The following is an 18659-nucleotide window of genomic DNA, read 5'->3' on the forward strand; positions in this document are numbered from 1 at the left end:
GCATCTGCCGTAATTAGCCGGGCGCTTGCAAAGAACTGCCGCACATTTCTTATTTTTGTTGAAACCCCATGCATGAAATCTTCAACTTTGCAATTCCTGAAAACTTTAGAAAAGAATAACAACCGCGACTGGTTCAACACCAATAAGGATTTATACACCGTGGCACGGCAGGATGTGATCTCATTTATCGAAGAACTGCAGACAGAGATTTCCGGCTTTGATCCCGAAGTTTTAAAGATGGATGCTGCAAAATCGCTGTTCAGGATTTACCGCGATACACGTTTTTCGCTGGACAAAACGCCGTATAAAACCAATTTCGGCGCCAGTCTCGGTATGGGAAAAGGCAGTCAGCGCGCCGGTTATTATCTGCATGTCGAACCGGGCAGATCATTTGTCTCCGGCGGTTTGTACCAACCGGATTCTGCCGTGCTGAAAACACTCAGAAAATTCATTTCCGCAAACAACGATGCTTTTCAAAAAATTCTGGGAGCGTCCGGTTTCCGGAACAATTTCCGCGGCTTAAGTACCGAAAGCAAACTGCAGCGCGTTCCCGCAGGATTTGAAAAAGAAGATCCTGTGGCCGAATTCCTGAAACTGAAACAGTTCGTGGTGAGCCACCCCGTTTCCGACACCTATCTGCTCGATAAAGATGCGCCCCAAAAACTCGCCGGCATATTCAAAAGTATGAAACCTTTAAATGATTTTTTAAACAGCGCTTTCAGCTAAATCACTGCTTCAGCGCGTTGATCACCTTTTGAATGTCCGGATCCTCCGGCGAGACCGCGTAGTATTTTGCTATGCCACCGCGCTGATCAACAACCATAAATCTTGGCACCCAGTTCAACTCGATGTAATTGTTGAAACTGTTTTTCCAGCCTTCATCAAACCAGTAATTTTCCTGTCCCGCGAGCTCATATTTCTCTAAACCCCGTTTCCACTGTTCATACGAACGGTCCAGTGAAAAATATACAAAATCGATCTCGGGATTTTCTTCTTTTAAAATTTTTGTGGCAGGCAGCGCTTTGATGCAGTCCCGGCACCAACTCGCCCAGAAATCGATGATTACGATTCGGCCCGCATGTTTCTCAAGAACATCATTGATGGCGGTCTTTTTTCCCTGAAGTGCCGTGACCTTCTGCGCTAAAGCTTCTTCGGAAAAAGATGTTTTCGAAACTGCCGGCACCTTCTGGGCAAACAGAAAGAAGGAAAAGCTGAATAAAAACAGCTGAAGAATTTTTTTCATTTTTAAAGTCTTTCAAATAAAACAAGTGAAAAGTCCGTCGTAATTTCGGCGTATCCGTTCCGGACTTTGGTGTTCTTACCGGAATACGCATCGCGCAAAACTGTACCGTTTTCGAAAATTCCATTCACGTTGACATTCTTTTCGCCGGAAGCGAGATCCAAGCCGACAAGTACTTTATCCTCTTTGTAAATGCGCGTAAACCAATAAGGTTTTTCAGAGATCATTTGATGCACGCCCGCTCCTACCGCCGGATGTGCCGCACGGAATTTTCCTAATTTCTGGTAGTGCAGGAGCAGTTTCGCGGTTCCCGGATTGTATTTCACGTCGCTCCAGTTCATATTCGAACGCAAATTCGCATCACCTTCTGCACCCGGAATGATCAGCGGTCGCGCGGTTTCATCGCCATAGTAGATCTGTGAAATTCCGGGCGACAACAGTAATTTAGTAGCTGCTTCGTAAGTCCGTGTGCGGCTTTTGTCGAACGGCGAACCGTCATCGTGCGAAGTCAGATAATTCATTACCGTTTTGCCGTTCAGGTCCGAATTCAGGATTTTCGAATAGCCTGAAAAAAGTTCCTCGTATGTTTTGTTGGCATCTCCTTTAAAATCAAAATTGATCAGCGACTTGAAACCGTTCTCATAATAATTCACTTTCTTATCGCCAAAATCATAAGTCTGTTTCTGGGAAATCCCATAACCGTACACTTCGCCCACATTGAAAAACAGATTGTTGTCTAAAATCTTTCCGGGATTGTTTCTTTTGTAAATATCAAAAGCTTCCTGACAGACCTGCCGGAAATCCTTCCATACATCTTCGTTGGTATGCTTCACCGTATCCACGCGGTAACCGTCCACGCCATAGTCCTGCACATAATCGGCGAGCCATTTCATGATATAATATTTCGGTGCTCTGGGATAACCTGTACGGGCAAAAAATTCGTCCAGCGATTTCATTTCCGCTTCGTATCTTCCTTCCTTTTTCCATTTATTGATGAGCATTTCGGGTACATCGACCGGCGCATTTGATTCAGTCAGCACATCCGGCAGATTTTTCACCAGCGTGCAGGCAGTCGTATGTTCATAGCTGTCATAGGTGCATTGCGGCGAAGTCCGCACCCAGCTCGACGGATAAACAGGATCATCCTCGGTTACCGGTCCTGTATGATTGATCACCGCATCGAGTACCACACGGATTCCCTTGGCGTGCGCCTTTTCGACGAGTTCTCTCAGGTCCGCTTTGGTGCCGAAATTGGGATCAAGGGCTGTCCAGTCTTTTGTCCAGTAGCCGTGAAAACCGTAGGTTTTTCCCGTTCCTTCGTCGGTCGCGCCGTGGATCTGCTCCACCAGCGGTGTCAGCCAGATCGCGTTTACTCCCAGATCCGTAAAATAATTGCCGTCGATCTTTGAAATGACACCGCGCAGGTCGCCGCCTTCAAAACCACGCAGAACTGCTGCCTTTTCTGTTCTGCCAAAATTGGTATCGTTGGTTTTATCACCGTTTTCAAACCGGTCGGTCAGTAAAAAATATACATTGGCACCTTCCCATCTAAAATCCTGCTTTGTGCCGGTGTGAAGTGCATTACAGGAAGTTAGGACCATAAATCCCGTTAGCCACAGTAATTTTTTCATAGTAATTTTTAAAGGCTTAAAGGTACATCAAAGCCAGTTGGATAGAGAAGTATTTGAAGATGCCTGAAATAAAATTAACATTTATTTAACACATTTTCCTATATTTGTTCTCCGCAATGAAAAAAAAGGTCCCTGTTCCTGATTTATCATCAGACAGCAAACGCATTTTCAACAAACAGAAAACCATGATTCAACTCTCAAATATAAAATTTCAAACGCCTAAAACTCCGCAAGGATGAGCGTTGTAGCGCGCCAGGGATTCAAATATTCGCTGATCGGGTATTTCGGTTTTTTAATTGGAACCTTTTCTTCGATCTTTATTTTCCCCCGCGACATGGAATTTTACGGGAAACTGCGCTACGTGCTTCCCACCGCAGAAATGCTCTTGCCGGTTGTGGTGTTCGGTCTTTCCTTTTCAAACGTTAAATTCTTTAATAAAACCAGTCAGGATGGGAAACAGCAGAACTTCCTGTCGCTTTCACTTGCCGGCGTACTGATCAATTTCATTCTGTTTATTGCCGGATATTTCGCCGTAAACCTGCTGTTCCCGCAGCTGCAGCAAACCGAAATGTGGCAGATGAAACGCCTCATATTACCGTTGATTTTGGTTTTGGCCTTCAGTGCGATATTCAATAAATACCTGTCGAATTACAAAAGAATTGTAGTTCCCAATATCTTCGAAAATCTGTTGCCGAAACTCGCAAATCTCGGCGCATTCTCACTTTTCTTTTTCTTGGGTTTCCCCGAAAAAGCCGCCTATCTATTTTTCATCGGCATGTTTGTAGTCGGTTTGATCGGTTACGTGATCTACACCAACCGCCTGGAAAAGATAAAACCCGATTTTTCCACCGATTATGTAAGGAAAGACGGCTTGTGGAGAGACGTTTTGAATTATAGTTTTTATGGCTTTCTGGGAAATATCGGGAATTTTGTCGCAGTGCGGATCGACAGTGTAATGATCGGTGAATTCCTGGGTTTTGAGCCCAATGGCGTGTACAATACGCTTTACGCAATCATCTCCCTCATTACCGTTCCGGCTATGGGACTGTACAATATTTCCGCGCCCATCATCAACAAAAACATCATTGAAAATGATTTCGAGGAGCTCGACCGCTTTCATAAGAAAACTTCACTTTCACTCTTCTTTTTAGGTTTGGTCCTACTTTCCTGCATCCTCGTCGGATTCCCCTATCTGACGGCATTTATGAAAAACGGCGACCTCCTGCGCCAGGCGGAACCTGTCATCTGGGTTTTGGGTTTTGCCCTGCTTTTCGATCTGGCGACCGGTTTCAACGGACACATTATTTCACTGTCAAAATTTTACCGTTTCAATATCGTAGTGATGCTTTTTCTCGCCGGCACCACGGTCGCGCTGAACATCTACTTTCTGCGCCATACCAACCTGCAGCTTTTTGGTGTCGCAATTGCCACCTCAATATCGCTTACACTTTTCAACATAGCAAAAATTGCCTTCAATTATTACAAATTCAGGGTGTTCCCACTTTCTGCCGAGATGATGTATGCCGCCATCATCGGCACCCTCGGCATGACGGTTGCGATCATTCTGCCTGATTTCAACAGTAATCTGGTAAATCTGATCTACAAACCCGGCGTAGTTCTGCTGCTGTTTTTTATCGGAAATCATTTCCTGAATATTTTTCCCGTCGGCGATTATCTGAACAGACGTTTCCTGAGCAGCATTTTTAAATTCAAATAAATTGCGCTGCTTTCACCGACTTGTTCCAACTTATCAAAAACGACACTTCTTCTTTTAAAAATTTAACAAAACCTTTATGAAAAAAACTTTCTTCTTTTGTTTTGCGGCGCTGCCGCTACTCTCCTTCTCCCAGGTTCTCAATCATCAGAATGGCATGAATGGCGCCGCGGAAAGGCATCTGCAGTTCAAGGTGAGCGATACGCCAAATGATGTGATGGAGATTGGTAATTCCACCTCACAGAACAATCAGTTTCAACCCTCGATCTGGATTCACAAGGAATCATCGCCGGGACCTGTAATGGTTTTGGCCGGCCATATCACCTCTGCTGTGGATATAGGAACGGTTCCGGTGATCAATCTGGTAGCCGGAAAAGGAATTTTCGACAATTATGCACCGTACTCGTCGCAGTTTCCCTGGGGCGAAGGCGGCACCACGATGCCCGTGCTCAACCGTCCGGTTTTTGCGGTTTCAAATGCGTATGTGAATTACCTGTCGGTAGCGGCCAATGGGAATTTTGGTATCGGTACCACCACGCCTTTGGCTAAACTGCACAACATGGGAACGGTACGCTTCCAGAATCTCCCGCTGGCGCCATTGCGCGGAACATGCCGTATCGTCACGAACTACAGCAGCGGTGAACTGTTTGCCGACTGTTCAAATATCGCAGTGAAACCTGCAGTAAACGCCGCCCCCATCATCAGCGCACTGAATACAGTAAAAAGTATCGGAACTTTCGAAACCCAGGAAAACGGTAAGAAAACCGCCTTCATTAATTCAGAAACACTCGAAAACAGCGGTCTTTATAAGGATATCGACTACGCGAAACTTATTCCTTATCTCCTGGAATCCATTAAAGAACTCAACATAAAAATTGAGGACCTGGAGGTACAACTCAACACGCGGAACGAAAAGCTGAATGGTACCGAAGTAAAAGTGTATCCAAATCCGGTCAGTGATTATTTTAACCTGTACTTTGAAAAAGCCAATAATGCTACGGTTACCGTGAAGATTTACGATGCACCGGGAAACCTGGTTTCCACAAATTCGGCCTTACCCATACAGGGGAAAATGACCTTGAACGTGTCTAATCTCGCCACCGGCACTTACTATTACGAAGTAACTGAACCGGGTAAAACTTCAGTAAAAACAGGGAAATTCATCAAACAGTAAACAGCAAAGCTCACCGAAAAGTGAGCTTTTATTTTAAAAGGGAAACCGCTCGCCGTAGTAGCTCCTCACATTCCGCAGCTGCTCATCATTGAGGCCCGCTTCCCGGTTGGTTTTCCACAAGGGTTCGTCTTCCTGGGTGTTGCCATTATTTTTAATGCGGTACACGTTGTTCTTCGCGATTCTGATCTTTTTCTTATTTAAAAGGATCATCGACCAAAACCAAATATCATCCGCGAGCGGGCATAATTCCAGAAAAAGATCCTCACGCGCCACATCTTGGTAAAAACAGTTCGGCGGAAAAAGCACGCCACCACCTGTTGTAAAAAACAGCACATCATTTTCCTTTTCCTGTCCTTTGATCAGACATTTGTCCCACTGCTGATACGGCAGGATTTCATTTGTATTGTTAAAGGTGATCCGGTGCACACGGTGGCAGAAAATTGATTCAGGATCGCTCAGGTAACTATCGTACAGGTCGCGCAGCCAGTTTTTCGGATAATAGATATCGTCATCGGCGGTGACCAGCAGTTTATCATTAAATAGATCCAGCGCCGGCAGCAGCTTTTTGTAGGATTTCAGGTCTTTGCACCAGCGGATCTCAAGCCCAAGTTCACGCAGCTTTAAGATCCGGGTAGGCAGCTCATTTTCTTTTTCAGGAAACTGTTCTTCGGCCAGCCAAAGCACGATTTTTTCCGGCCGAAGGCTCTGGTTTAAGAGTGAAACCAAAGTATCGGAAATCGTATAAATCCGTCCCGGGAAACTGGTCAGCGTGACGATCAGGTCTTTGGTCCGCGTTCTTTTTCGGTCGTAAAGCAATATCAGTTTCTGATACCTCAGTTTCGACCTTTCGCGGTACACGAAACTCTTCAGCGGTTTGCGCCAGCTTTCGCGCACGAAAAACCTAAATATCTTAACCTGTAACTCGCGTTTCTTATTTCTTTCCATTCAAAATTTCCGTATGAATACTGCCTGTCGGTAAATCAGGTTAGTTTAGCCTTACTGATAACTTTTAACGTGATTTTATATAATTTCATTTCTGTTTAAACATTTCCGACCACCGCAGATGGCGGATGAAGCGGATTTCTTCCGCAGACAGTTCCCGCTTTCCCTTCTGTTTTAAAAATGATTTCATGGTGTTGAAAAATTCGGAAAGTGAGCGGTCCTTAACAGAGGATTTTGCAGAAGAAATGACCGCGAGCGGCAGATTCAACCCGATATTATAAAAATATTCGCCCAGCTTCTGTGCTTTCTGTGTCCTGTACTGAAATGCCGTGGGCCGCAAATGCTTTACCCACAGATCTTTGAGTGTAAACACTTCCCAGCCGTTCTTTTTAGTCAGCATTACATCGATATTATCCCAGCCCAGCACCGGCCGCAATCCTTTCATGTCCTGAAAGCATTCTTTGCGATAAGACTTGATCGGTCCGCGCACATGATTTTTGGAGGAGATATTTTCAAATTTCCACTGGTGTTTTTCGTCTTTAAAATCAAATGCAAGCGCAAGTTCGTACACTTCCTTCTTGATCTTTACAATTCCCGATACCATACCGGCTTTTGGATTTTCTTCATACACCCGATGTATTCTGGCCAGATAATCTGCCGGGAAAATGATATCGGCATCAAACTTACAGATGATGTCGAAATCAGTCAGGTTACTTGTGGCGAGACCTTTGTTGAAAGTGCGCACCACCTTTGCGCCGGGTTCATGATGCGACTCCCCGAGATTGAGGAGCGAAAATTGAGACTCAGGATTCTGCGCTATAAAATTTTCGATAATCGACTTCGTTCGGTCGGTAGAGCCGTCATTTACCACGACGCACCGATAATCCCTGAAAGTCTGTCTTTCAAGAGACTGGAGCGTGAAAAGGATATTTTCCTCTTCATTGTGCGTGGGAATGATCAGCAGGAATCTCATGGTTTAAGCCAGCTCGTCATTCCATTCCTTGATGGTCACTTTTGCGATCAGACCTTCGGCCACGAAAGGATCCCGTTTTACAAACTCTTCTGCTGCGGCTTTGTTGGTAAAGATCGCCATGGCACCTTCGCCCGGATTGGCAAAAGCACCGGTTCCCAGCACTTTGCCGGCTTTTATAAACTCCTCCTCCATTTCCTGATGCTTAGGGAAAACTTCCATAAATCTTTCCATTGGCGCTTCGCCGTGCTCGTAAAATACTACTGCTTTCATCTTATTGTGTTTTAAATTATATTGATTTTGGTATATTCTTTCATTAAAACTGCACAGATCCAACTGCCCGTTTCGGTTTTAAGAAAATTTTAGTGTGCCTCCAGCCAGTTGCGGCCGGTACCAACTTCGACCAGCAAAGGAACGGTGGTTTGGTAAGCGGATTCCATTTCTCTTTTTATAAGTGCGGTGACTTCTTCCACTTCGTCTTCGGGCGCCTCAAAAACCAATTCGTCATGAACCTGCAGCAGCATTTTGGTTTTCATATTCCGGGCCGTGAGTTGCTCATCGATCCTGATCATTGCAAGTTTAATGACATCTGCCGCGCTGCCCTGTATCGGTGCATTTACGGCGTTTCTTTCGGCGTGTGCCTTCACTACAAAATTTGCGGAATTGATATCTTTCAAATGGCGCTTGCGCTTCAGAATGGTTTCCACATAACCCATCTCCTGTGCTTTGACCACCTGTTCGGCCATATATTTCTTCAGTTTCGGATAGGTTTCAAAATAGTTGGCGATCATTTCCTTCGCTTCTGTCCTCGACAAACCTGTCTGTTCGGCCAGACCAAAAGCGCCCTGTCCGTACAGTATCCCAAAATTGACCGTCTTTGCCTGCGAACGCTGCGTTTTGGTCACTTCCTCCAGCTGTACGCCGAACAGTCGGGAGGCGGTTGATGCATGGATATCCTCACCGTCCTGAAAGGCTTTGATCATGTTTTCCTCTTCCGAAATTGCAGCGATCAGCCTGAGCTCGATCTGCGAATAGTCAGCCGCAATGATCCTGTTTCCCGGATTTGCGACAAAAGCACCGCGGATCTGCTGCCCGCGTAATGTACGGATCGGTATGTTCTGCAGATTGGGATTTACACTCGCCAGCCGGCCTGTAGCAGCGGTGGTTTGGGAAAAGCTTGTATGAACGCGGTTATCATTTTTGTCAATCTGCAGTGGCAGTGCATCCACATAAGTCGATTTCAGTTTCTGGTAAGTTCTGTAGTCCAGAATATGTTTAATGATGTCGTGCTTTGATGAGAGTTTCTGCAATATATCCTCAGACGTGGCATATTGTCCCGATTTCGTTTTCTTGGCTTTGGGATCGAGCTGCATTTTTTCAAATAAAACTTCGCCCAGCTGTTTCGGTGAATTCATATTGAATTCCTCGCCCGACATTTCGAAAATGGTTTTTTCCAGCCCGCGCAGATCGTTTTCCAGGTCTTTGCTTTCCTGTTCCAGCCAGTTTTTGTCGAGCGCAATTCCCTCGAGTTCCATTTTCGCCAGAACTTTCATTAAAGGCATTTCAACCTTAAAGAACAGTTCTTCCAGATTTTCTTTTTTCAGCTGCGGTGCAAAAAGTTCGTACAGGCGGAACGTAATATCAGCATCTTCCGCGGCATATCTGGTCTGATCTTCCAATGGCAGTGAACGGAAAGTGACCTGACTTTTCCCTTTGCCGATCAGCGTTTCAATGGCCACAGGTTTATAACCGAGATACATTTCCGAAAGATAATCCATCATATGGCGGCCATCCGGATTTAACAGATAATGGGCGATCATGGTATCGAAAATGGCACCTTCGATCTGAATGCCGTAACGCTTAAGAATCTTGTAATCCACTTTTAGATTATGCACGATTTTCACGATATCCTCTTTTTCAAAAAATGGCCGGAAAATCTCCAGGGTTTCCAGGACTTCTTCTTTATTTTCCGAAAACGGTACGTAGTACGCCAGACCTTTGCGGTAACAGAAACTCATGCCTACCAGTTCGGCGTCCATCTCGTCGAGCGAGGTCACCTCCGTATCAAAACTTACGGCAGTCTGTTGCAAAAGATTATGGACTAAAACTTTCTGGGCTTTCGGCGAGTCGATATACTGATAAAGATGGTCGCTGTCGGAAACCGTATCTTTAGTAGTGGTAGCCTGATCGAGTTCTTCAAAATTCGCGAACAGATCCAGCTGCATCGAAGGATTTACCGCTGTGGCGCCGGAAACTTTCGGTGCAGCCGCGGCATTACTGGTTGCAGTAGTTTCGGGTGCAAAAGCGCGGTACAGGTTTTCATAAAGACGGCGGAATTCAATCTCGTCAAAGACTTCCTTGACTTTTTCAAAATCCGGTGTTTCCAGGTCATACTGTTCCTGATGAAATTCGATCGGTGCATCGCAGATGATCGTCGCCAACTTTTTCGAAAGTATACCGCGCTCGGCAGAATTCTCTACCTTTTCCTTGAGTTTTCCTTTGAGGTCGGCGGTATTGGCCAGCAGATTTTCGATGCTTCCGTACTCTTTCAGAAATTTTTTCGCTGTCTTTTCACCAACACCTTCCAGACCGGGAATATTATCCACGGCATCGCCCATCATCGCCAAAAAATCAATGACCTGTTTCGGGTCTTCGATCTCATATTTTGCCTTCACTTCTTCCACACCCAAAATCTCGAATTCGGCACCTTTCAGCCCGGGCTTGTACATTTTGATCTTATCGGTCACCAGCTGCGCAAAATCTTTGTCGGGCGTCACCATAAAAGTAGTGTAGTTTTCTTTTTCGGCTTTGCAGGCGATCGTACCGATGACATCATCGGCTTCATAACCTTCCAGGCCCAGGATGGGCACATGCATGGCTTCTAAAATGCGGTGTATATAAGGAATAGCATTTTTAATGGCTTCCGGGGTTTCACTCCGGTTGGCTTTATACTCGGAAAAATCTTCGGTACGCACGCTGGCCTGCCCCACATCAAAAACGACAGCAAGATGTGACGGTCTTTCGCGGCGGATAAGTTCGATCAGCGAGTTTGTAAATCCAAAGATCGCGGAAGTATCGCTTCCGGTGCTGGTGATCCTCGGACTCCTGATCAGCGCGTAGTATCCGCGGAAGATCATGGCATAGGCATCAATAAGAAAAAGGCGTTTGTCGTTGTCTGCTGTCATAGGAACAAAGATAATATTTTTGGCGCGAAGCAGTAAGCGCGAAAGGTTAAGTTTTATTGCAAAAGATCATTTAGCCGGATAACATTAACGGAGAAAAAAAGATAAAAATTTACGACGCGTTTGGTTGGGCTCGCCGTTGCTTACGCAGAACGTTTTGAGATATGGTGGCAAAAAGTCCGCCGAGCAGGAAACCCATAGCAGCACCCATCAGCACATCCAAAGGAAAATGTACGCCGAGATAAATCCGGCTGTAGGAAACAGTTAGCGCCCAAAAGAAAAGGATATACGGCAGAAATTTATAAGTGCGCCACAAAAGTAAACTCATAAATGTTGCGATGAAAAAAGTATTGGAAGCATGGCTGGAATAAAAGCCGAACTGACCGCCACATTTAACCGACCGCATCACATTCATCAGTGAAGGATCATGACAGGGCCGCAACCGGGCAACCCCAGTTTTGAAAATGCCGGCCAACTGATCGGAAACGGTCACACCAAGTGCCACAAACACCAGAATAAAGAGCAGACTTCGCAGTCCAAAATTTTTGAAAAGAAGATACAGGAAAATGAAATAAAGCGGAAACCAGATCCAGGTTTCGGAAAGGAGAATCCAAAACTGATCAAAGGTGGAACTTCCGAGGTTATTGAGATACAGAAAAGCCTGCCGGTCGTCCTGAACAAGTTCGTACATATCAGCGGCTTACAGGTCCTTCATGGGTATCATCGGCGGCGAGATCCACTTTTGGGATTTCGCGTTCGGCAAGTGCTTCTTTGTTCAGGCTGGCCATGGGATCGTAATCCTGGGCGGCCTTCTTCACGCGCTCGATCTCTTTTTTTATTTCGGAAACCGGATTGTCGGTCTCTTTCAGGATCTCGGTCTTTACATCTTCCATAGCGCCGCGCATTTTACGTACGCCCTGACCTAAGTCGCGTGCGATCTGCGGCAGTTTATCGGGACCGAACAGCACCACGATGGCAACTGCTACCAAAAGCATTTCTCCTATACTTAATTCCATGGCGTAAAATTACAAAAGTTTATAAGATGAAGTTTAATTTCGAAAATTATTATTTCCCATTCATTTCCGTTAATGCTGTCTTTTTTTATGAAAGACAAAATACACAATAACAACACTGGTCAGCATTAACAAAAAACCAAGGAAGAACGGTGCCCCGGGAAATTTAAACGGTGCCGCATCGTGGGTAAAGTAATAAAAAGTGTTGGTCATAAGCGGTGGCCCGACAATCGCCGTCAGACTTACGAGACTTGCCAGCGCACCCTGCAGTTCACCCTGCTCGTTTTTCGGAACCTGTGCCGAAATTACAGACTGTAGCGCCGGCCCCGCGATTCCGCCCAGACCGTATGGGATCAGAAAGGCAAACATCATCCAGCTTTCCGTGGCAAAAGCGAACAGAATCATTCCAAAGGCGTAAAGCACAAGACCGTAGAAAATACTTTTATGGTTCCCAAGCCGCGGCTGGATGAACCTGATGAGATAACCCTGGACAAGTGCCGCCATAAAACCGGAAACGCCAAGCGAGATGCCCACCATTTTTTCGGACCAGTTGAATTTGTACATGGTAAAGAATGTCCAGTTGGTCTGTACCGCGTGACCGGCAATGTACACAAAAACCAGCGCCGCAATAAGGCCTAAAATTTCCGGATGCTTGCGGAGCTGTAGCAGGGAGCCCACAGGATTGGCACGCCGCCAGTTGAATGGCCGCCGGTTTTCCTTGCCCAGACTTTCCGGCAGGATAAATAAACCGTAGAGGAAATTCACCAGACAAAGCGCCGACGCCGCATAAAAAGGAATCCGCGCACCATATTGCCCCAAAAACCCGCCAAGTACGGGACCCACTATAAAACCGACTCCGAAAGCCGCACCGATCATTCCGAAATTTTTGGCACGGTCTTCATCAGTCGAGACATCAGCGATGTATGCACTTGCAGTGGTGATACTTGCGCCGGTAACTCCGGAAAGTATGCGGCCGACAAAAAGCCAGAAGATACTGGGCGCCAGCGCCTGAATAAGAAAGTTGAGTGAAAAGCCGAGCAGTGAAAAAAGGATGATCGGTCTGCGCCCAAACTTATCACTGAGGCCACCTAAAACCGAAGCAAAAATAAACTGCATGCCGGCATAGGCGAAACTGAGCCAGCCGCCATACTGCGAAGCGACACTCAGATCGGCGGTATGCACGAGTTCCTGTATGAGTTTGGGAACCACCGGAATTACAATTCCCCACCCCGTAATATCGATCAGCAGCGTGATGAAGATAAATCCAACGGCCGCAGATTTTTGATTTTTTTTCATTGCAGTGGCAAAGATAGTTTTTTAGCAGATTTTGCGGAGAAATTTCTAATGTCGGCACACCTCATTAAAACACAATCGGTTCTGCAGCCCGGCTTTGAGTGATCCCGAAAAAGCGCGAGGGAGCGGAAGATGGAAACAGCTACAAATAAAATACAAAAAAAATGTCCCTCTTTCGAAGGACATTGAATATAATAAGTCAATTATTTCTTGGTTCGTTTGTCGATCACCTCTACATCGACGGTGGTTTTACCGTGCGGATTTTCTTCTTTCCGGCGGCCTTTCAGGAAATCATAAGCGATTGCCGAGGATACGAAGATCGATGAGTACGTACCAAACGCAATACCCAAAAGTAACGCAAACATAAATCCTCGCAGGTTCTCACCACCGAAAATAAATATCGCCAGGATCACAAGAACGGTTGTAAATGAGGTGTTAAAGGTTCTGCCCAAAGTACTCGAGATTGAATCATCGAATAGTCCGGCAAGTGTAAGCGATTTTTTCTCACGTAAATACTCACGGATCCTGTCGAATACGATCACCGTATCGTTAATGGAATAACCCAGAACGGTAAGGATCGCCGCAATGAAATCCTGGTTGATCTCCATATTGAACGGCATGTATTTATGAAGCAGCGAGTAGGTTCCCAAAATAATGATCGCATCGTGCGCCAAACCAACAACCGCTCCCAGTGAGAACTGCCATCTGCGGAAACGCAGTAAGATGTAAAGGAAAATACCGCCAAGTGCTGCGATCACCGCAAACATACCACCGGTTTTAATATCGTCGGCTACGGTAGGTCCTACTTTAGTAGAGGACACGATTCCGGCGTGACCGGCATCAGCAGATTTAAAATCCTTCAGCGAAAGGTTGGCAGGAAGATCCTGTTTCAGTCCCTGGAATAATTTTTCCTCGATGGTCTGGTCAGCTTTCAGTGATTCGTCATCGATAAGATAATCGGTAGAAATTTTCAGCTGATTGTTGTTACCAAATGTCTTTGCTTCAACTGCCGAGTTCTTGCCATCTTCTGTCTGGAAGAGTTTTGCAAGGCTAGCTTCGGCTGCTGTAGCATCAACAGGTTTTTCAAATTTCACCACGTAGTTTCGTCCGCCGGTGAAATCGATACCATATTTAAAGCCATTAACGGCGATAGAAATAATACTCGCAACGGTAAGGAATGCAGAGATCATATAGGCGTATTTTCTTTTTCCGATAAAATCGATCCAGACATTTCTGAAAAGATTTTTCGTAGGTGGCGTCCATACAGAAAGACTTTTTCCTTTGTTCAGTCTTGCAAAGATCATCACTCTGGATAAAAGAACGGAAGTAAAGAAGGTCATTAAAATACCGATGATCAGGGTAACTGCGAAACCTTTGATCGGTCCTGTTCCGAAAATATACAGCACGATTGCGGTAAGGATCGTGGTGGAGTGACCATCGATGATTGCGGAAAGTGCGTGTTTGAAACCATCTTTATAAGCTTCGAGAATATTTTTCCCGGCAAAGAGTTCTTCTTTGGTCCTTTCGTAAATAATTACGTTGGTATCCACCGCCATCGCCATAGAAAGTACGATACCCGCTATACCAGGTAGGGTTAAGGTCGCATCCACAGAATCCATGATCCCGAAGATGTAGAATAAGTTGATGATCATGGCGATCACCGCATAAATTCCGGCACCACCATAATAGAAAATAATGTACGCAACCACGACAAGGAATGCGATGAAGAAGGAAAGCATACCGGCGTTGATGGATTCAGCGCCCAATGAAGGTCCGACCACATCGGCCTGTACGATCTTGGCACTGGCAGGCAGTTTACCCGCACCTAAAACATCGACAAGATCCTGCGCTTCCTGCTGGGAGAAATTTCCGGAGATCTGCGTTCTTCCGTTTGGAATTTCGTTGACCACATTTGGCGCGGTGTACACCACATTATCCAAGGTTACGGCTACAGGTTTGTTTACGTTTTTCGCTGTTAAAGTTTTCCAGTCTTTGGAACCTTTGGAATCCATCTGCATATCAACCACTACCCTGCCCATTTCGTCGTAATTTACGCGGGCAGATTCTACAGCACCGTCAACCGGAGCTTTCTGGTTAATGTTTCCACGGATGGCGTAAAGCACCAAACTGTTTTCGTCGTTGGCTTCGGGCTTGTAACCCCACACAAACTGCGAATATTTAATGTTGTTCGGACGAAGTTTCTTGGCAATATCTGAATTCAGAACTTTGTTTACCACGGCAGTATCTGCAAGTTTGATATTCCCGACACCGTTTGAACGGAGTGTACCAAGGTTCATTAAGTTTACAAAATTCGTGGTTTTTGGAATTCCAAGAGAATCACCTTTCAAGGCGATTACCGCATTCAACTGTTCGAAGTAAGGTAAGATTTCCTGCGGCTGCTGCACTTCCCAGAACTGAAGTTTTGCGGAAGTCTGAAGCATTTTCTTCACACGGTCGATATCTTTGATACCCGGCATTTCCACAGAAATCCGTCCGGTTCCCGGCACGCGCTGAACGTTTGGCTGTGTAACACCCATTTTATCGATACGCGTTCTGATCACTTCATAAGCTGCGCCTTCAGATGCTGAGATTTTTCTTCGGATGATGTTTTTTACCTCTTCATCTGTTGAATTATATTTGATCTCGCTAAGGTTGGTATTCCCGAAAATTTCGGGATCGGCAAGTTTAAGGTTGGTTCCTTTTTCCTTGTTTACGGCTTCGAATTCTGTAAAGAAATTATCGATGTAGCTTTTGGTAGAATTTTTCTGGGCTTTATCGGTTCTGTCCAGCGTTTCCAAAAGAATAGGATTGGTAGAATACTGGGTAAGATCATTAACAAGATCTCTGTGGTTGATTTCCAAAAGCACGTTGATACCGCCTTTCAGATCCAGACCCAACTTCATTTCCTTTTCTTTCGCTTTGGAATAATACAGTTTTGTAAAACCGAGATTCAGGGTGTCTTTGGAAAGACGGGCCATCTCTTTTTGATATTTTACAGGATCGTTCCCTGCGTATTCTGTGGCCTGTTTTTCAATTTTACTTGCATACCAGGTTGGTAACAATTCATTAAGACAAATAAGTCCCAGAATAACCGCAACGAGCGTAATAAGTCCTTTTCCTTGCATTGTTAATAGTTTACAACATTAAAATTATAGTCGGCAAATATAATGATTTTCACTACAATTAAGAATTATTTAACAGTTCATTTTAAAATTTCCTTCATGCTTGCAGGCCAAAGGGTTTCAGTTCCGCAAGAGCTGAATTATATTACTGAAAAATCGTTAAGCTTTTGGTACAAAAGCGCAGTAAAACAACAATAAAATAAAACATGATCCCGCCGGAAAGTCGCGGTGTTTGTTATGAAACCCGAATCTCGAAGTAGCACACCTCTGCATCCTGATAGTGCGCCTGCAGGCCGGAGCTGTCCTTCAGTTTACGCATACCCAAAAAGCCGAAACCGCAGCTTTTATAATGATTGATGAGCCGGTCGTTTTGGCCGCAGGTGTCCATACGAACAAACTTTTTCCCCGTTTCATTCGCAAAATCCTTCGCCCAGTCTGCAATGAGCTGCACAAAATTATTGCCGCGGAATTCGGGATTGGTTGCAATGCGGTGAAGGTAGATGGCATCACCGTTTTCCCGGTCTTCCCAAATCTGCGGATCGGCAAAAGTGATGGCCCAGATACAGGCGATTTTATTGTCGATCACCATTTTAAACTGGCGGTTTTCAAGAACTTCGGCAGCGATAAAATCCCGATCAAATTCCGGCCACACATTACCTGGGAAATGTTCTTTCTGGTAAGCGGTTGCCAAAGCACAGAGCCGCATGATTTCGGGAATATCATCGGGTGTACTGTTCGTTATTCGCAGGTTTTCGGTCATCGAAATATTTATTTAAAGAAGTACTTTTAAAGGTTTAATACCTGAAATTTCAGGTGAAAGATAAATTCTTCCGGTTTTCGTAAAGATAGCAATTCCGGACACAGAAAGAAAACCTACCAATTTCCCGGCTGTCGGTAAACGCCGATAAGTTTTTAAACCAAAAAAAAGCAGCTCCTGAAAGCTGCTCCTGTAATACTTACTCCTTATATTATATGGTCATCGAGAAAATGCGCGTTTCGGGTTTGTTGCGCATCATTCTCAGGTCAAAGGTCATCGCCACGTTTCTGGTGAAAGCACGGCCTTTGTCGGTGATTTTTATTTTATTGTCTGAAATTTCGACCAGACCGTCGGTTTCCATTTCTTTTAATGCGTCCAGGGCATTTTCGATCTCCGGAAAACTGGTCTGCAGGTCCCACGATGTTTCCAGGCGGCACATCAGATTAAGGATGTGTCTGCGGATCACCAGGTCTTCTTCGTTAAGGATATGTCCGCGTGTTACCGGAATAATTCCCTGAGCAACGGTCTGCTGATATTTCTCCACACTTTTTTCGTTCTGTGCAAAAGCGTACCAAGAATCGGAAATCGCTGACATGCCAAGCCCAACCATCAGCTGGGTTTTGCTGGATGAATATCCCATGAAATTACGGTGGATATCGCCGGAAATCATCGACTGATAAAGGTCGTCGTGCGGCAGGGCAAAGTGATCCATGCCGACTTCGATATAACCTAATTCTTCGAGCAGGCGTTTTCCGTTTTCATAGAGTTTTCTTTTCTCTTCGCCGCTTGGCAGGTCATTTTCATCGAAACCCCGTTGACCAACGCCTTTGATCCAGGGCACGTGGGCATAAGAATAAAATGCCAGACGGTCAGGTTTGAGTTCGAGCGTTTTACGGATCGTAAATTCCATTTTTTCCCAGGTGTGAAAAGGAAGGCCGAAAACCAGGTCATGCGAAACACCTTTGTAGCCGATCTCGCGTGCCCAGTCGGTCACGTTCTTTACATTTTCGAAAGGCTGTATCCTGTTGATGGCTTTCTGAACCTGCGGATCGTAATCCTGCACGCCAAAACTCGCTCTGCGGAAACCAAGGTCATACAAAGTCTGCAAATGATCGCGGGTGGTATTGTTCGGATGACCTTCAAAAGAAAATTCCGGATTCTCAGCGATCTCGGCTTTTGCAAAGATACCTTCCAGAAGCAGCCGGAGATTTGCCGGCGAAAAGAAAGTCGGCGTACCGCCGCCTAAGTGCAGCTCCTTGATCTTGGGTGTCCGGCCGAAAAGTTTTACGTAAAGATCCCATTCCTGCAGTACACTTTCGAGATACGGCGTTTCTACGGAATGCTGCTTCGTGATTCTCTTGTGACACGCACAGAAGGTGCATAACTGCTCACAAAAAGGCAGGTGAATGTAGATCGAGATCCCTTCGGAATCATTGGTTTCATTAAATGTTCTGATCACAGACTGCTGCCACAGTTCACTGCTGAAACTGCTGTCGTCCCAAAAAGGAACCGTAGGATAAGAGGTGTAGCGCGGTCCTGGAATATTGTATTTATCGATTAAAGAACTCATTCTGAAATTTATATTTTTAAAAACATGAAGTAAACTCCCTGTGGAATTTCA

The 18659-nt window shown here is 45.3% G+C and carries 15 protein-coding genes; 3 read left to right on the forward strand and 12 right to left on the reverse strand.

The genetic code is table 11. The annotated features are described in order from the left end of the window. Positions 1-72 precede the first annotated feature (72 nt). Positions 73-726 carry a DUF2461 domain-containing protein gene (locus tag H562_RS0110710; RefSeq protein WP_027377505.1) on the forward strand — a complete coding sequence of 218 codons (654 nt, stop codon included), beginning with the start codon at positions 73-75 and terminating at the stop codon, positions 724-726. A gap of 1 nt (position 727) precedes the next feature. Here the strand turns inward: H562_RS0110710 and H562_RS0110715 are convergent, their stop codons facing one another. Together H562_RS0110715 and H562_RS0110720 are read right to left on the reverse strand one after the other, a co-directional pair. Next, a complete protein-coding gene (locus tag H562_RS0110715; protein ID WP_027377506.1) occupies positions 728-1243 on the reverse strand; it encodes a TlpA family protein disulfide reductase in 516 nt (171 codons plus the stop codon). Between the two features lie 2 nt (positions 1244-1245). Beyond that, positions 1246-2871 carry an alpha-amylase family glycosyl hydrolase gene (locus H562_RS0110720; RefSeq protein WP_027377507.1) on the reverse strand — a complete coding sequence of 542 codons (1626 nt, stop codon included), beginning with the start codon at positions 2869-2871 and terminating at the stop codon, positions 1246-1248. A 235-nt stretch (positions 2872-3106) separates the two neighbouring features. On the opposite strand from H562_RS0110720, the gene H562_RS0110730 reads away from it, so the two are divergent. Beyond that, entirely contained in the window at positions 3107-4588 is a 1482-nt protein-coding gene (locus H562_RS0110730; protein ID WP_027377508.1) for a lipopolysaccharide biosynthesis protein, read from the forward strand. A 76-nt stretch (positions 4589-4664) separates the two neighbouring features. Next, positions 4665-5759 carry a T9SS type A sorting domain-containing protein gene (locus H562_RS0110735; RefSeq protein WP_027377509.1) on the forward strand — a complete coding sequence of 365 codons (1095 nt, stop codon included), beginning with the start codon at positions 4665-4667 and terminating at the stop codon, positions 5757-5759. 33 nt (positions 5760-5792) lie between these two features. On the opposite strand, the gene H562_RS15020 is transcribed toward H562_RS0110735, so the two are convergent. From H562_RS15020 to hemN, 10 genes are all read right to left on the reverse strand, one after another. Next, a complete protein-coding gene (locus tag H562_RS15020) occupies positions 5793-6704 on the reverse strand; it encodes a hypothetical protein (protein ID WP_051190484.1) in 912 nt (303 codons plus the stop codon). 85 nt (positions 6705-6789) lie between these two features. Continuing rightward, positions 6790-7674, reverse strand: a complete 885-nt coding sequence (locus H562_RS0110745) for a glycosyltransferase family 2 protein (RefSeq protein ID WP_027377510.1) — start codon at positions 7672-7674, stop codon at positions 6790-6792. 3 nt (positions 7675-7677) lie between these two features. Further along, positions 7678-7944 carry a YciI family protein gene (locus H562_RS0110750; protein ID WP_027377511.1) on the reverse strand — a complete coding sequence of 89 codons (267 nt, stop codon included), beginning with the start codon at positions 7942-7944 and terminating at the stop codon, positions 7678-7680. 89 nt (positions 7945-8033) lie between these two features. Continuing rightward, on the reverse strand, positions 8034-10856 hold the full coding sequence (polA, locus tag H562_RS0110755; protein WP_027377512.1) for a DNA polymerase I: 2823 nt from the start codon (positions 10854-10856) through the stop codon (positions 8034-8036). Between the two features lie 109 nt (positions 10857-10965). Next, positions 10966-11544 carry a phosphatase PAP2 family protein gene (locus H562_RS0110760; RefSeq protein WP_027377513.1) on the reverse strand — a complete coding sequence of 193 codons (579 nt, stop codon included), beginning with the start codon at positions 11542-11544 and terminating at the stop codon, positions 10966-10968. Position 11545: 1 nt separating this feature from the next. Further along, positions 11546-11869: a Sec-independent protein translocase subunit TatA/TatB gene (locus H562_RS0110765; RefSeq protein ID WP_027377514.1), complete on the reverse strand. Its 324-nt coding sequence runs from the start codon at positions 11867-11869 to the stop codon at positions 11546-11548. A gap of 69 nt (positions 11870-11938) precedes the next feature. After that, a complete protein-coding gene (locus H562_RS0110770) occupies positions 11939-13162 on the reverse strand; it encodes a TCR/Tet family MFS transporter (RefSeq protein ID WP_027377515.1) in 1224 nt (407 codons plus the stop codon). A gap of 200 nt (positions 13163-13362) precedes the next feature. Beyond that, positions 13363-16284, reverse strand: a complete 2922-nt coding sequence (locus H562_RS0110775; protein ID WP_027377516.1) for a protein translocase subunit SecDF — start codon at positions 16282-16284, stop codon at positions 13363-13365. Positions 16285-16516: 232 nt separating this feature from the next. Further along, positions 16517-17041 (reverse strand): GNAT family N-acetyltransferase, encoded by a 525-nt coding sequence (locus H562_RS0110785; protein WP_156831991.1) that lies wholly within the window; start codon positions 17039-17041, stop codon positions 16517-16519. A 208-nt stretch (positions 17042-17249) separates the two neighbouring features. Continuing rightward, positions 17250-18608, reverse strand: coding sequence for an oxygen-independent coproporphyrinogen III oxidase (gene hemN / locus H562_RS0110795; RefSeq protein WP_027377518.1), 1359 nt, complete (start codon positions 18606-18608; stop codon positions 17250-17252). Positions 18609-18659: the final 51 nt, after the last annotated feature.

Origin of the sequence: Kaistella palustris DSM 21579 (assembly GCF_000422265.1) — a bacterium.
Lineage (GTDB): Bacteria > Bacteroidota > Bacteroidia > Flavobacteriales > Weeksellaceae > Kaistella > Kaistella palustris.

What these genes read in the sequence shown, in the direction of transcription:
- H562_RS0110710 (WP_027377505.1), top strand. Translation starts at nt 73, where the DNA reads ATGAAATCTTCAACTTTGCAATTCCTGAAAACTTTAGAAAAGAATAAC.
- H562_RS0110715 (WP_027377506.1), bottom strand. Translation starts at nt 1,243, where the DNA reads ATGAAAAAAATTCTTCAGCTGTTTTTATTCAGCTTTTCCTTCTTTCTG.
- H562_RS0110720 (WP_027377507.1), bottom strand. Translation starts at nt 2,871, where the DNA reads ATGAAAAAATTACTGTGGCTAACGGGATTTATGGTCCTAACTTCCTGT.
- H562_RS0110730 (WP_027377508.1), top strand. Translation starts at nt 3,107, where the DNA reads ATGAGCGTTGTAGCGCGCCAGGGATTCAAATATTCGCTGATCGGGTAT.
- H562_RS0110735 (WP_027377509.1), top strand. Translation starts at nt 4,665, where the DNA reads ATGAAAAAAACTTTCTTCTTTTGTTTTGCGGCGCTGCCGCTACTCTCC.
- H562_RS15020 (WP_051190484.1), bottom strand. Translation starts at nt 6,704, where the DNA reads ATGGAAAGAAATAAGAAACGCGAGTTACAGGTTAAGATATTTAGGTTT.
- H562_RS0110745 (WP_027377510.1), bottom strand. Translation starts at nt 7,674, where the DNA reads ATGAGATTCCTGCTGATCATTCCCACGCACAATGAAGAGGAAAATATC.
- H562_RS0110750 (WP_027377511.1), bottom strand. Translation starts at nt 7,944, where the DNA reads ATGAAAGCAGTAGTATTTTACGAGCACGGCGAAGCGCCAATGGAAAGA.
- polA (WP_027377512.1), bottom strand. Translation starts at nt 10,856, where the DNA reads ATGACAGCAGACAACGACAAACGCCTTTTTCTTATTGATGCCTATGCC.
- H562_RS0110760 (WP_027377513.1), bottom strand. Translation starts at nt 11,544, where the DNA reads ATGTACGAACTTGTTCAGGACGACCGGCAGGCTTTTCTGTATCTCAAT.
- H562_RS0110765 (WP_027377514.1), bottom strand. Translation starts at nt 11,869, where the DNA reads ATGGAATTAAGTATAGGAGAAATGCTTTTGGTAGCAGTTGCCATCGTG.
- H562_RS0110770 (WP_027377515.1), bottom strand. Translation starts at nt 13,162, where the DNA reads ATGAAAAAAAATCAAAAATCTGCGGCCGTTGGATTTATCTTCATCACG.
- H562_RS0110775 (WP_027377516.1), bottom strand. Translation starts at nt 16,284, where the DNA reads ATGCAAGGAAAAGGACTTATTACGCTCGTTGCGGTTATTCTGGGACTT.
- H562_RS0110785 (WP_156831991.1), bottom strand. Translation starts at nt 17,041, where the DNA reads ATGACCGAAAACCTGCGAATAACGAACAGTACACCCGATGATATTCCC.
- hemN (WP_027377518.1), bottom strand. Translation starts at nt 18,608, where the DNA reads ATGAGTTCTTTAATCGATAAATACAATATTCCAGGACCGCGCTACACC.